9 protein-coding genes and 3 pseudogenes are annotated in these 14,932 nt (G+C 51.4%); 1 reads left to right on the top strand and 11 read right to left on the bottom strand.

Annotated features, from left to right (window positions below):
• Positions 1 to 137: 137 nt before the first annotated feature.
• From ACLTD4_RS29140 to ACLTD4_RS29130, 3 genes and pseudogenes are all read right to left on the bottom strand, one after another.
• Positions 138 to 332 carry a heavy-metal-associated domain-containing protein gene (locus ACLTD4_RS29140; RefSeq protein ID WP_002604292.1) on the bottom strand — a complete coding sequence of 65 codons (195 nt, stop codon included), beginning with the start codon at positions 330 to 332 and terminating at the stop codon, positions 138 to 140.
• Between the two features lie 43 nt (positions 333 to 375).
• A complete protein-coding gene (locus ACLTD4_RS29135) occupies positions 376 to 681 on the bottom strand; it encodes a metal-sensing transcriptional repressor (RefSeq protein WP_055652616.1) in 306 nt (101 codons plus the stop codon).
• A gap of 23 nt (positions 682 to 704) precedes the next feature.
• A pseudogene (locus ACLTD4_RS29130) lies at positions 705 to 2,962 on the bottom strand (heavy metal translocating P-type ATPase).
• A 243-nt stretch (positions 2,963 to 3,205) separates the two neighbouring features.
• On the opposite strand from ACLTD4_RS29130, the gene ACLTD4_RS29125 reads away from it, so the two are divergent.
• Positions 3,206 to 4,099: a S66 peptidase family protein gene (locus ACLTD4_RS29125; protein ID WP_002604295.1), complete on the top strand. Its 894-nt coding sequence runs from the start codon at positions 3,206 to 3,208 to the stop codon at positions 4,097 to 4,099.
• A gap of 145 nt (positions 4,100 to 4,244) precedes the next feature.
• Here the strand turns inward: ACLTD4_RS29125 and ACLTD4_RS29120 are convergent.
• The 8 genes and pseudogenes from ACLTD4_RS29120 to ACLTD4_RS29085 form a co-directional block, all read right to left on the bottom strand.
• Positions 4,245 to 8,862: pseudogene (locus tag ACLTD4_RS29120) on the bottom strand (PolC-type DNA polymerase III).
• A gap of 28 nt (positions 8,863 to 8,890) precedes the next feature.
• Positions 8,891 to 9,964, bottom strand: a pseudogene (gene ispG / locus ACLTD4_RS29115) (flavodoxin-dependent (E)-4-hydroxy-3-methylbut-2-enyl-diphosphate synthase); the annotation flags it as partial.
• 27 nt (positions 9,965 to 9,991) lie between these two features.
• Positions 9,992 to 11,050: an RIP metalloprotease RseP gene (gene rseP, locus ACLTD4_RS29110; RefSeq protein WP_025530370.1), complete on the bottom strand. Its 1,059-nt coding sequence runs from the start codon at positions 11,048 to 11,050 to the stop codon at positions 9,992 to 9,994.
• A gap of 1 nt (position 11,051) precedes the next feature.
• Complete coding sequence (locus ACLTD4_RS29105) at positions 11,052 to 12,194, bottom strand: 1-deoxy-D-xylulose-5-phosphate reductoisomerase (protein ID WP_117624416.1); 1,143 nt, start codon at positions 12,192 to 12,194, stop codon at positions 11,052 to 11,054.
• Between the two features lie 59 nt (positions 12,195 to 12,253).
• Positions 12,254 to 13,054 (bottom strand): phosphatidate cytidylyltransferase, encoded by an 801-nt coding sequence (locus tag ACLTD4_RS29100; protein ID WP_055652612.1) that lies wholly within the window; start codon positions 13,052 to 13,054, stop codon positions 12,254 to 12,256.
• A 19-nt stretch (positions 13,055 to 13,073) separates the two neighbouring features.
• Positions 13,074 to 13,796: an isoprenyl transferase gene (locus tag ACLTD4_RS29095; RefSeq protein WP_117624417.1), complete on the bottom strand. Its 723-nt coding sequence runs from the start codon at positions 13,794 to 13,796 to the stop codon at positions 13,074 to 13,076.
• Between the two features lie 109 nt (positions 13,797 to 13,905).
• Positions 13,906 to 14,460 carry a ribosome recycling factor gene (frr, locus tag ACLTD4_RS29090; protein ID WP_055652610.1) on the bottom strand — a complete coding sequence of 185 codons (555 nt, stop codon included), beginning with the start codon at positions 14,458 to 14,460 and terminating at the stop codon, positions 13,906 to 13,908.
• A gap of 14 nt (positions 14,461 to 14,474) precedes the next feature.
• Positions 14,475 to 14,932 (bottom strand): uridine monophosphate kinase (locus ACLTD4_RS29085; RefSeq protein WP_412331774.1); only part of this gene is annotated, 458 nt, incomplete at its 5' end.

The following is a 14,932-nucleotide window of genomic DNA, read 5'->3' as shown; positions in this document are numbered from 1 at the left end:
TGCGACCTCTGCGTCCCGAACGCAGCGCTCTACCAAACTGAGCCACGCCTCGATACCTTTGGTAGTATAATATAAAAATGATGGATTGTCAACTATATTTTGGAATTTTTTTAATTTTTTAAAATATAAGAAAAATTCTACTGCTGTTCCACCGCCGTAAAGCCCAGATCATCGAGAATTTCCACTGCTTTTCCGTAGTCCTTCTCCTCCTCGATCACCACGGTCTTGGTCTCTAAATCTACTTTGTGGCCGATTCCCTCGTGATCCAGCCCTTTGTTGATTCTTGATACACATCCGTTACACATCATTTCATCACAGCGATAAGTCTTCATAGTCTTTATCTCCTTTTCTTTTTCATAAATTGCAGTTTGTCAATCACTTCATAACCTTCTGTATCGTCATACACAGCTCATCGACCGCTTCTAAATTGCCGTCCTGAATCTGTTCCACGACACAGCTCTTGATATGGCTCGACAGCAGCACCTTATTGAAGCTGTTAAGTGCCGCCTGAACCGCGGATACCTGCGTTAAGATGTCCACACAGTACCGCTCATCTTCCACCATGCTCTTGATGCCGCGGATCTGGCCTTCGATGCGGTTTAAGCGGTTCAGTAAGTCCTTTTCCTCCGCGGCCTGACGATGCTTGTGCTTCACCGCACAGTCACATGTGCGTTCCTCCATATCATACCTCCATTCCTTATGCCCTACAGCTTTACTGTCTTTAAGCGAAGCGCGTTGCTCACCACGCAGACCGAACTCAATGACATGGCAAATCCGGCAAACATCGGATTTAACAGCGGGCCTCCAAATAAGTATAGCACACCTGCGGCCACAGGGATACCCAGACTGTTATAGAAAAATGCCCAGAACAGGTTCTGTTTGATATTCCGTATCGTAAGCCGGCTTAATTTCACCGCCTTATAGACGTCACGCAAATCGGATTTCATGAGTACAATATCTCCGGATTCCAGGGCGATGTCGCTTCCGGAGCCGATGGCCGTCCCCACATCCGCGGATACCAGCGCCGGTGCGTCGTTGATTCCGTCTCCTACCATCATAACAGTTTTCCCGCTTCTGCAGAGACTCCACCACATTGGCCTTTAACTTCCGGCAGAACCTCTGCGATTACGGTATCAATATGGGCCTATTTACCGGATATAATCGGCCGTCTTCTGATTATCTCCAGTCAGCATGCAGACTGTAATTCCCAGGCGCTTAACTGGTCCACAGCCTCCACGCTGGTCTCCTTAATGGTATCGGCTACACAGATAATGCCCTTTAACGTGCCATCCACCATCAGATACATCGGTGTCTTTCCCTGGTTCGCCATCTGGTGGGCCTGCTCTCTCACGGGATCACCCATGGATACCTTCATCTGCTCCACCAGTCTTTCATTACCCACGGCCACCTGGCTCGTTCCGATGGATGCGATGATTCCCGCTCCCGTCACGCTCTCAAATTTCTCAGGCATGGCAAGCTCCAGCCCCTGTTCTCTGGCCTTCAGTACGATGGCCTGCCCCAGTGGATGCTCCGACATCTGTTCACAGCCGGCCGCCAGCTTAAGAAGACCGTCGGAGGTCTCCGTCTGATCCAGAACCACGATGTCCGTGACCTTCGGCTTCCCTTCCGTAATCGTACCCGTCTTATCAAATACGACAGTGTCTACCTTATGAGCGGTCTCCAGCGCCTCACCGCTCTTGATCAGGATTCCATGGCTGGCTCCCAGACCGGTTCCGACCATGATCGCCGTCGGCGTCGCCAGTCCCAGCGCACACGGGCAGGCGATAACCAGAACCGCCACAAAGATAGTCAGGACAAAAGACAGCTCCTTGCCGCCAAAAAGCCACCAGAGGAGCGCCGCAACCAGTGCGATTCCCATAACCGTCGGAACGAAGTATCCCGCAACCTTGTCTGCCAGTTTGGAGATAGGCGCCTTTTTCCCCTGCGCATCCTCGATCATCTTAATGATCTTGGAAAGCGTGGTATCCCCGCCTGTATGGGTAACCTCCATCTCCATGGCCCCGTTGTAATTCATGCTGCCGCCGATCAGGGTGTCGCCCTCCTGCTTCTCCACAGGGATGCTCTCTCCTGTCAGCATGGACTCATCCACGCTGCTGCTGCCGCCCGCCACAATACCGTCCAGGGGTATCCTGCTGCCCGGCTTGATAAGGACATGCTGTCCCACTCTCACACTGGCCGTCTCCACTTCCCGTTCCGTGCCATCTTCATAGAGAATCGCGGTATCCGGGGCCAGCTCCATCAGCTTTCTGATCGCCTCAGAGGTCTTGCCCTTGCTTCTGCTCTCCATGTATTTGCCCAGCATGACGAGAGTGACGACCACGGCCGCTGACTCGTAATAGAGGTGATGGGCGTTCATCGGAGTCACCGGTATCGTAACCGTCATACAGAGGCTGTAGATAAACGCACTGCCGGTGCCGATCGCCACCAGGGAATCCATGTTCGGATTGCCCTTAAACAGCGCCCTTAAACCTACCAGATAAAACTTCCTTCCCGCAATAAGCACCGGAACCGTAAGAATCAGCTGTGCCAGCGCATAGTTGAAAGGATTGGCTTCCATATGGAGGAAATGCGGAAGCGGCAGTTCAAACGGGAGCATATGGCCCATGGAAATGTACAGAAGCGGAACCGCAAAACAGATGGCCACGATCAGCCGTCTCTTCATCGTGTCGCGCTGCTGCTCCTGCTTCCCCCAGTTTTCCTCCTCCTGGGCCTTTACATCTTTCTCCTCCGCCAGAGGGCAGGCGCCGAATCCGGCCTTCTCTACCTTCCCCATAATCATCTCCGGAGTGACTTTCGTCTCGTCGTAGGTGATGGTCATCTTGTTCGTCGTCAGATTCACGTCACTCGACTCCACACCTTCCAGTTTTCTCGTGACCCGTTCCACCGCACTGCTGCAGGCTGCACAGGACATGCCTTCAATATCGTAAACTTCAGTTCTCATAAGATCATCCTTTCTCATATACCCCTATAGGGTATATTCATTATAGTATGATTTCTTATCCCTGTCAATGGTATCTGTCAATATTATTTCTCAATAAAGAAAAATCTTGCTGGAAATCTTCGGAAATAAAAAAGCAGATTCCGCGGCGCTTCTTGAAGAAGCCGCAGGTTCATGGTAGAATTAGACAGTCTTGTTTCAGCAAAAGCGTTACAAAACAAACAAATGAGAAAGCAGGTATTGATTATGTGGGCAAATCCGTTGAATCCGGGAGATACCATCGGCATTATTTCCCCCAGCCATACCGTCACTCCGGACGACTACGCGAAAATCATCTCCGGGATCGAAGCGAAAGGCTTTCGGGTGAAAACGGGGAGCCGCTTATACCGGCATACGTACGGCTACGCGGCAAGCGAGACAGAGCGCGCCGATGATCTCAATGAGATGGTTTCCGATAAAGACGTCAAACTGGTTTTATTCGGCGGCGGGTACGGCAGTATTGAACTGCTGCCCTATATCGACTATGAAGCAATCAGGAGGCATCCAAAGCTGTTTTCCAGTCACAGCGACGGTACCTCTATTCTCAATGCGATTTACACGAAAACAGGCCTGGTCACGTATTACGGTCTGCCGCCCAGGCTATTCGAGGATATCGACGCCTACGCCTATGAACAATTTTCCTCCCATCTGGTTCGCCGGGATGCCGTTCATTTCGTCAGCAACAGCACCTGGTATTCCCTGAAAGACGGCATCTGCAGCGGCACCTTAATCGGCGGCTATACCTTAAATTTTGCCCTGTCTCTGCACAGCGGCTATCTGGAAACAGAAAAAGACCGGAAGTATATCCTGTTTCTGGAGGATCACGAGAAATTTAGTTCCGTCGCTGCAGTGAGCATGTATCTGTCCCATATTGAGCAGAGTTCCTTCATAAATCAGGTATCAGGGCTGCTGTTCGGCAACTATTCAGACACCTTATCGCAGCAGCTGCTTGGCAGGCTGGAACGTTTCGGCCGGAAACACAGCATCCCGGTCGCGTACTGCGATGATTTCGGCCACGGAAAAAATCACGCCATCCTGCCAGTTGGCTGCCGCGCTGTGCTGGATACGAAAAATAAGACACTGCGGTTTCTCCCTTCATAATTGGCAGCAAAAAGGCAGGTCTGCACAGGACCTGCCTTTTTGCTGTATTGCCAAATCAGATTATTTATTTCTTTCTTTCAATCCGTATTCTGAGTCCAGAATACAAAACCCAGAATGACATAATAGCTATGCTGCCATTAAAATTTTAAAAATCAAACAGTGACAGCTGATTAGACTCCGGCAGTTCGCCCAGCAGTCCTAAATCTCCCATCAGATCGCACACCGTCTTACTGACCTTCGTCCTGTTCCGAAATCTTCCTTTGATAAGAACCTGCCGTCCTTCACGGCATCAACCACGGCATCAGCCGCTTTTTCACCAAGTCCGTCAATACTGCTTAAGGAAGGCATCAGCTTGCCTCCGATGATCTGGAAATGGCGGGCCTTCGCCTGATAGATATCGATCGGCGTAAAGTCATAGCCTCTCGCGTACATCTCCTGAACGATTCTCATATCGCGGAGCGTATCCTGTTCCTTCTTTGACAGCGTATCCATCCGCTTCCTGTAGTCAGCCAGGTAATATTCCAGCTTATCGCGTCCCTGGCACATCAGCTCATAGGAGAAGCCATTGGCGCGGATACTGAAGAATGCTGCATAATACGCCAGCGGATAAAACACCTTACAGTAAGCGATACGCCACGCCATCATAACGTAGGCGGCCGCATGGGCCTTCGGGAACATGTATTTGATCTTCTTACAGGACCAGATATACCAGTCCGGCACGCCGTGGCTGGTCATCTCCTCTTCCCACTCCGGCTTTAAGCCTTTTCCCTTTCGGACACTCTCCATGATGGTAAAGGAGAGTCCCTCCTCCAGCCCCATGGAAATGAGGTAGATCATGATGTCGTCACGGGTACAAATGGCGGTCTGAATCGTCGCCTTTCCCTCCTGAATCAAGGTCTGGGCATTTCCCAGCCATACGTCGGTACCGTGAGCCAGACCGGCGATTCGCACAAGGTCGGAAAAATACTTGGGCTGGGTATCAATAAGCATCTGCATGGCGAAGTCTGTACCGAACTCCGGCACGCCCAGCGCTCCCAGCTTACATCCGCCGATATCATCCGGCGTAATCCCCAGAGCCGATGTATCCTGGAATAAGGACATGACCTCCCTGCTGTCCAGCGGAATATCCTTAACCGGGTCAAAACCGATTAAATCCTGAAGCATTCGGATCATGGTCGGATCATCGTGCCCGAGTATATCGAGCTTCAGCAGGTTATGATCGATGGAATGGTAATCAAAATGGGTGGTGACCGTCATGGTCGTCATATCGTTGGCCGGCCTCTGCACTGGAGTAAAGGAATAGATTTCCTCCCCGTGAGGAAGCACGATGATACCGCCGGGATGCTGTCCCGTGGTTCTTCTTACCCCCACGCATCCCTGGACAATACGGTTGATTTCACAGTTTCGTTTATGTACGCCGTGTTCCTCATAGTAATTCTTCACATAGCCGTAAGCCGTCTTATCCGCCAGTGTACCGATGGTTCCCGCGCGGAAGGTCTGGCCTTTTCCGAAGATAACCTCCGTATAGTCATGAGCCTTACTCTGGTACTCGCCGGAGAAGTTCAAGTCGATATCAGGCTCCTTGTCTCCCTTGAATCCCAGGAATGTCTCAAAGGGGATGTCGAAGCCATCCTTTGTGAGCGGATGGCCGCAGACCGGACACTCCTTATCCTGCATATCACATCCGGCCATACCGGAATACTTCTTCACTTCCTCCGAATCAAAATCGTAATAATGGCAGTTGGTACAGTAATAATGCGGACTCAGGGAGTTAACCTCCGTGATACCGGACATGTACGCGACAAAGGACGATCCTACCGAACCACGGGAACCTACGAGATACCCGTCCTCGTTGGACTTCCACACCAGTTTCTGCGCAATGATGTACATAACGGCGAAACCGTTGGAAATGATGGAGTTCAACTCCCTCTCAGACGCTCCGTAACGATCGTCGGCAGGTTGTCACCGTAGATCACGTGAGCCCTGTCGTAACAGATCTGCCTCAAATCCCCGTCTGAGTTTTCGATGACCGGCGGACATTTATCGGGGCGCACCGGCGAGATTCGCTCGCACATGTCCGCGATCTTCCGCGTATTCTTTATGACGACCTCTTCTGCCTTGTTTGGTCCCAGATACTCGAATTCCTTCAGCATCTCCTCCGTTGTCCGAAGGTAAAGCGGCGCCTGGTCATCACTGTCCTTAAATCCCTGTCCTGCCATGATGATCCGGCGGTATACCTCGTCCTCGGGGTCCAGGAAGTGAACGTCGCAGGTGGCGCAGACCGGTTTTCCGAACTGGTCTCCCAGTTCCACAATTTTCTTGTTGATATCGATTAAATCCTGCTCCGAATTTATGCTGCTCTTCTCATCACGGAGCATGAAGCTGTTGTTTCCAAGAGGCTGGATCTCCAGATAATCATAGAACCTGACCAGTCTGGCGATCTCCGCGTTGGAGCCGCCGCGAAGCAGAGCCTGATACAGTTCCCCCGCCTCACAGGCCGATCCCACGATTAAGCCCTCCCGGTTCTGATTCAGCAGACTCTTGGGTATTCTGGGTCTTCGGGCATAGTAGTCGATGTGGGACCATGAGATCAGCTTATAGAGATTCACACGCCCGATATCGTTGGTTGCGATAATGATTACGTGATAGGTCGGAAGCTTCTTGATCATCTCCGGAGTCATCGTCTTTAAGCTGTTTAACTCGATCAGCGTCTCCACGCCGCGCTCCCGCAGCATCTGGACGAATCTGACAAAGATCTCCGCCGTACATCCCGCATCATCCACGGCGCGGTGGTGGTTTGCCAGCGAGATATTCAGCGCCTTGGCGACCGTGTCCAGCTTGAACCTGTTTAGGTTCGGCAGAAGGAACCGCGCCAGAGTCACCGTATCCAAAACCGTAGGTTCAAAGGGAAGCCCCTGCAGCTCCGCGTTGCGGTTGATAAAGCTCACGTCGAAGGAGGCATTGTGAGCCACCAGAACGGATCCCTGACAGAATTCCAGAAACTGCGGCAGAATCACATCAATCTTCGGATACGGGAGCACCATGTTGTCGTTGATGCCGGTCAGCTGCTCGATCTCAAAGGGAATCGGTACATCCGGATTTACGAAGGTGCTGAATTTGTACGTAATGACTCCATTCACCACCTTGACGGCGCCGATCTCGATGATCCGGTTCTTTTCCGGGCTGAAGCCAGTGGTCTCGATATCGAATACCACGAAGGAGTCCGCAAATGTCTGGTCTTTCGGATTATCCACCAGCAGCTTCAAGTCGTCGACAAGATACCCCTCCACCCCATAGAGAATCTTGAAGGTGTCCCCCTTGTCCAGGGCGTGGTTGGCATCCGGGAAGGACTGCACGCATCCGTGGTCTGTGACGGCAATGGCCGGCATCCCCCACTTTTTTGCACGCTTTACAATATCCTTAACCTCCGATACGCCATCCATATCGCTCATCTTCGTATGGCAGTGAAGCTCAACCCGTTTCTCCAGGCTTCCGTCCACCCGTTTTCCGGTGAAGTCCTCTGACTTCTTGATGCCTACCACAGAGCCCAGAGTCAGCTCGCCGTCGAACTTGTCGATGGTCGTCACACCCTTAATCTTAATAAACGTTCCCGCCACAACGGCCGCCTTCAGATCATCCAGCTGTTCCTCCCTTGCGAACATCTTCACGGTAATCGTATCCGTAAAGTCAGAGACATCGAAGATCATAATCGTCTTTCCGCTCCGCAGCTCCCGGCTGTCCACCATGAGAATCTTTCCGCGGATGGTTACCTCGCCGATCTCCCCGTCGATCTTTTCGATCTCCATTGTCTCTCCATCGAAATCACGGCCATAGAGCACGTCCGGATTATCCGAACGTTTTCCGCCGTAGCCGCCATAACCGCCGTTTTTCTTATAATCCTTATATTCTTTCTTCTGGTCCTTCTTTCCGTAATCCCCGTTCCTGTCCTTTTTATTCTCGTCCTTCTTATTCTCGTCCTTCTTACCGCCCATACGCAGAACCGGAGAGCCTGCCCCGCTTTCTGCCGCTCCCTGCCGGGTCGGGCCCTCGTCGAAGGGAACTTCCGCCGAATATCCGGCCGCCAGCGCCTCCAGAGATGCACCGTCCGCCATGGAAGGACCGCCGTATCCGTCCTCTGTCCCAGTTTTCGACAGCACCTGCTCCTCGTTTAAGACAGCGGCCAGGGAGGTCCTGCTGACGATCTCCTCCACCTCGCGCTGCATCTGAAGCTCCTTCTGCTTCGCCAGCGCATTCTCCTTCGGCTCCACATACTCGTAGCGCACCTCAACAGGAAGGCCGCAGCGCTCATAAAAAATCTTCTCCAGAACACGCTTTAACTCGGCTTCCTTTTCATGGGTGACAATGGTGTCTTCCACCGTCATCTTAAGCAGATCCGGCTCCGGAAATTCATACTCTGTCTTCCTGAAAATATTATATTCGATGATACTGTAGTTCTTGAGTTCCATCAGGATGCTGTCCCGGTACACATCCAGCAGCTTCTCCGGCGTGTACTGGTCAGACAGACGGAATTTCTCGATAATCTTGATCGACACCTGCTTGGAGGGGAAGAGCTGGTCCTTAATGCCCTTCTCCAGCCCATAGATATTCTGTTTATGGATCAGTCTGGGGCTCACGATATAAATGCGAATAGAGCTTCTATCCCTGGTGGAAGTGACCTTCTCAACTTCCACCAGATTTAAAAGCTCCCGCAGTTCGTCTGTCATATTCAGATTTGGAAATACATCCAAAAATGCTTTTGTCATTCCATCACCTGTTGCTTTCTGCCAAACATTATCTCCTCTTATCCAGCTTTAAGAGCTCCTCTCTCAAAGCGTCAAGTAAGTTCTCCTCAGGTACTTTACGAATAATCTCTCCTTTGCGGAATAAAAGGCCCTCGCCAATACCTCCGGCCACGCCCAGATCCGCTTCCTTCGCCTCACCCGGCCCGTTGACGACACAGCCCATAACGGCTACCTTGACATCGAGATGGTCAAATTCCGTCACCATGGCTTCCACCCGGTTCGCCAGGGAAATGAGATCGATTCTGGTCCGTCCGCAGGTCGGACAGGAGACAACCTCCACTCCGCCCTTTCGTAAGCCCAGGGTCTTTAATATCTGCTTCGCCGTCGTCACCTCTTCCACCGGATCTCCGGTTAAGGAGACACGGATCGTGTCGCCAATGCCCTGATGCAGGATAATTCCCAGCCCGATGGAGGACTTGATCGTCCCCGAACGCACGGTTCCCGCCTCGGTAATCCCCACATGAAGTGGATAAGCGGTCTGCTTTGCGATCAGTTCATGAGCCTTTATGCACATCAGCACATCGGAGGACTTGATGCTGATCACCAGATTATCATATCCCATCTCCTCGATCATGCGCACCTTCATGAGGGCACTCTCCACGATGCCCTCTGCCGTCACTCCCTGATACTTTTCCAGTAATTCCTTCTCAAGCGAACCGCTGTTGACGCCGACCCGGATGGGGACGCCGAATTCCTTCGCCTTATTCACAACGGCCCTGACCCGGTCCTCACTCCCGATATTGCCGGGATTAATCCGGATCTTATCCGCGCCGTTCTCAATGGAGGCCACGGCCAGCCGGTAATCAAAATGAATATCCGCCACCAGCGGAATATGAATCTGTCTCTTGATCTCCTTTAAAGCCTCTGCCGCTTCCATCGTCGGTACCGCCACACGGATAATATCACAGCCGGCAGCCTCCAGCGCCAAAATCTGAGCCACCGTGGCAGCCACATCCTCTGTCTTTGTATTGCACATGGACTGGATCAGAATGGGATTCCCGCCCCCAATCTTCCGGTTCCCGATAGAAACCGTCTTCGTCTGTTCTCTGTCCGTCATCGCACTTTCCTCCTCTTGTTTTTCATGCCCACTTTAGGTAAAGCGGCTGATATCGTTAAATACAACGAACACCATCAGGGCCATAAGTGCCATCATGCCAATCAGATTCACCATGCCTTCTTTTTCCGGATCCATGCGTTTGCCACGGACCGCCTCGATGATTAAGAACAGCAGTCTTCCTCCGTCAAGCGCCGGAATCGGAAGAAGGTTCATAATCCCCAGGTTCGCACTCAAAAGAATGCACATGCTGAGGACATTCATTATAGCCGCCATGACGCTCACTGTCAGCCCTGCCTTCACGGAATCATCGATCATAACCACGATTCCCACCGGACCGCTCAAGTCATTGACACTGGCTTTTCCCGTCAAAAGCATACCGAGACTCTTGATCGTCACGGTAATATCATATTTCACCTCATAGGCTCCGTATTTCACCAGTTCCAGGAAAGACGCAGCCCGGACATTTACCGGAGTTACGGAAATGCCTATCATATACTGGTTGTATTCTTCATTAAATTCCGGTGTCACCAGAACCGTGCCGCGCTCTTTTCTGCCCGTCTGTGCATCGGTTCTCTCATAGGACACCCGGCTCATCTTCTCATCCGGCTTTAACATACGGTAAAGGATATAATCGCCGTAAACCGTCATCTTCTCATCGTTTACGCCGGTGATTACATCGCCCGGCTTAAGCCCTGCCTCGTAAGCAGGAGAACCCTCTGTGACTTCTTTAATCTGAGTGATGTTGTATCCGCCCATTCCCACCAGAATCAGTGCCAGGAAAAAGGCAAGAATAAAGTTAAAGACCGGACCGGCCGCGATAACCGCCATCCTGCCCGGGATGCTTGCATTCTGGAATGCTCCTTCCGCCGGATTTTCCTCGTCTTCTCCGAGCATCATACAGGAGCCGCCGATCGGCAGCAGCTTTAAGGAGTACGTCGTCTCCCCTTTTTTGACATGGAACAGCCTCGGTCCCATACCAATGGAAAATTCCACAACGGCGATGCCGTTTAATTTTGCAAATAAAAAGTGCCCTAATTCATGAATCAGCACGATCAGTCCAAATACAAGAACTGCTACGATAACGCTGGACAATCTACCACCTGCTTTCTATATAGTCATAAGCCGAAGCCTCTGCTTCCAGAATCTCATCTACAGACGGATTCTCTTTCACAGTATGCCCTTTCATAGCCCCCTCTATCATATCCGTGATGGTAAGATAAGAAATTTCTCTGTTTAAAAATTTTGCAACGGCCCGTTCATTGGCCGCGTTGAATACAGTCGGCATGGTTCCGCCGGTCCTTCCGGCCTCGTAAGCCAGGGAAAGCCCCGGGAAATTGTCCATATCCGGCTTTTCAAATGTGATCTGCCCGATGCTCCAGAAATCCAGCCGGTCCCCGGCCAGAAAACGGCGCTCCGGGTAGTAAAGTGCATACTGGATGGGCAGCTTCATATCGGGTGTTCCCAGCTGTGCAATCACCGCCCCATCGTCGAACTGCACCATGGAATGGATGACGCTCTGCGGCTGAACCACAACCTGTACCTGATCCATGGAGACATCGAAGAGCCAGTGTGCCTCCATCACCTCCAGGCCTTTATTGACCATAGTGGAAGAATCGATGGTAATCTTCCTTCCCATCGACCAGTTGGGATGCTTTAAGGCATCCTCAATACGCACCTTTTTAAGCTCCTCTTTCGTCTTTCCGCGGAACGGCCCGCCTGACGCGGTTAAGAGGATCTTATGTACCGCCTTTTTGTCCTCACCGTTCAGGCTCTGAAAAATAGCGCTGTGCTCACTGTCCACCGGCAGGATCTTTACACCCTTTTCCTTTGCCAGAGGCATAATGATATGGCCGGCCGTCACCAGCGTCTCCTTGTTGGCGAGCGCGATATCTTTTCCCGCCTCCATGGCCGCAATGGTGGGCCGTATTCCGATCATACCGACGATGGCCGTCACCACGATCTCCGCGTCCGTCTCCACGGCCGCCGCGATAAGCCCTTCCATGCCGCATACCACCTTCACCGGCAGATCGCTGACCGTCAGAGCAAGCGCCTTCGCCTTCTCCTCTTCCCACACACAGACAATCTCCGGATGAAACTCCCGGATCTGTTCTTCCAAACGTGTAATATTACTTCCAGCCGCCAGAGCGGTTACTTCTATATCCTTCTGAGCTCTCACCACTTCCAGGGTCTGTGTTCCGATGGAACCGGTTGAACCCAGAACTGCAATCTTTTTCATGCTGTTTTTCGCTCCTTTTATCTTTCTCGCGTTCCTCTTTTCTCATCGCCGGAATTTGCTCATCGCAGAAATGTTACTGCAAAGAATATGGCAGGCGCCGTAAACAGCATACTGTCAAACCGGTCCAGAATACCGCCGTGGCCCGGAATCAGATGGCCGTAATCCTTCACTGCGTGATTGCGTTTTACCGCCGATGCCGCCAGATCGCCGATCTGGGAAATAACCGCCGCTATGGCACAGGCCAAAGCGCAGGCAACCTGCGGGTTCTGTACTTCCGCCATGGAAGCGCCGAACACCGTCGCATAAAGGAAACCCAGAAGCGCCGCTCCTGCTACGCCACCGATCGCCCCTTCAATCGATTTCTTGGGGCTCAAAACCGGCGCCAGCTTATGCCTGCCAATCAGCATGCCCACACAGTACGCGCAGGTATCGCATCCCCAGGAACTCAAAAAGATCAGCCAGACGAGATACTTTCCATCCGCCATGACGCGAACCTGATACAGATAAGACAGCATAACCGCCACATAAAAGACGCCGAAGAACGCTACCGTCACTTCCTCTGTCTTATATTTGGGGAACGTAAAGACATAGATGGTCATCAGTATCATAAGAAATGCGATAGACATCAACATCATATACTGCTCTCCATGGAACCACAACAGCCCGTAGTAGGACACCACGGTCAGATAGCCGGCAATTCCGATCACATTCTTCTGTATCTTCATAACACGATATAATTCAAACAACCCTATCATGGAAATGGCCACAGTCGTAGCAAAAAGAATCATCCCCCCGCTTCCCACAGTGACGAGGGCGATCAGGACCAGGACAATTCCACTGATCAGTCTGGTTGTAAACATCGCGCTTCCTCCCTTCGGACTATTTCACTCCTCCAAATCTTCTATCCCTACTATTGTACGCAGCTATCGCCTTTTTCAGTTCTTCTTTATTGAAATCGGGCCAATAGCAGTCCGTCACATACAGTTCCGTATAGGCTAACTGCCATAAGAGATAGTTGGACAGCCGCAGTTCACCACTGGTACGGATCAGAAGATCCGGGTCCGGAATCTCCGCCGTGTCGAGATACGATGAAAATACCGCTTCATCCATCTGGTCCGGAGTAATCTTCCCGTCAGCCGCATCTTTCATGATCTTCCTGGCTGCGCGCACAATCTCATCCCGTCCGCCGTAATTTACTGCGATAACAAAGGTGAGGCCCGTATTATTCTCGGTCTCTCTCTCCAGCCGGTTAATGCCGTCGATGATATCCTGGTCGAAACGGCTTCTCTCACCGATCATCCGCACCCGGACATTGTTCGCCCTGGCAACCTTTAAGAGCCGTACCATATAGTAACGGAACAGCTGCATCAGCGCGCCCACCTCATCGCCGGAACGCTTCCAGTTCTCCGTGGAAAAACCGTAGACAGTCAGATATTTGATTCCAATTCTGGCCGCATCCTCTACCGTCCGTTCCACCACCACACATCCTTCCTTGTGGCCCATGCTTCTGGGCAGTCCACGCTTCTTCGCCCAGCGTCCATTGCCGTCCAAAATGATGGCGATATGGTCAGGAATTACCATATTATCTATATTAATTTCCATTATATTCTCCTTTATCATTCCAGGCTGCCCTGAAACATAAACAGGACAGGCACTTTGAAAGCCCCCTCACTTGCGTGGGTTGGAATCATGCCTGCCCCGGTTCTTTCTGTTATACAGTAAGAAGTTCCTTTGATTTCGCTTCGATTGCTTTATCGATCTTGCCGATCATCTTGTCAGTTAATTTCTGAATATCGTCCTCTGCCTCGGCTAAGTCGTCCTCGGAAATCTCATCCGCCTTCTGCTGTTTTTTGAAAAAGTCATTGGCGTCACGGCGGATATTACGAACCGCTACCTTGGCTGCCTCGCCTTTTTTCTTGACATCCTTAACCAGTTCTTTTCTGCGTTCTTCGGTCAGTTCCGGGAAAACGAGACGGATTACATTGCCGTCGTTAGTCGGATTGATCCCCAGTTCAGAGGTCAGAATTGCCTTTTCAATCGCCTTTAAGAGACTCTTCTCCCATGGCTGAATGATGATCATGCGGGCTTCCGGAACGTTGATGTTGCCCACCTGCTGAAGCGGAGTAGGCGTTCCGTAGTAGTCAACCTTGATTTTATCAAGTACATGCGGGTTTGCACGTCCTGCGCGGATCGTCATATAATCACTCTCCAGCACTTCTAAAGTCTTATTCATCTTGTCCTCGTAAACCTGTAAACTCTCCTGCATATTGTCCTCCTAGTTTATGCGGTCACAATCGTGCCGTTTATTTTCCCCTGCATCGCGTTCGCAATGCTGTCTTTTTCGTTCAGGCTGAATACTGCCAATGGCATGCGGTTCTCCATACACATGATGGAGGCAGTCAGATCAATCACGCCCAGCTGCTTGTCAATGACCTCCTGTATGGAAATCTCATTATACTTCTTCGCCTCCGGATTGATCTTCGGATCGCTGTCATAAACGCCGTCGATGGCCTTCGCCAAAAGGATGCAGTCCGCTTCCATCTCGATGGCCCGAAGCGCGATTCCGGTATCGGTAGAAAAGTAAGGATGGCCGGTACCGCCTGCAAAAAAGACGACCATTCCCTTTTCAAAATACTTGTTTGCTCTGTCCTTGGAAAAAAGCTTTGTCATGGAGCCGCACTCAAACGGTGTCAGAATCTGAGTCGTCATCCCGGCACACCGGAAGATCTCAGATACAT

Source organism: Hungatella sp. (assembly GCF_046966825.1).
This window is presented reverse-complemented; position numbering and strand designations above follow the sequence as displayed.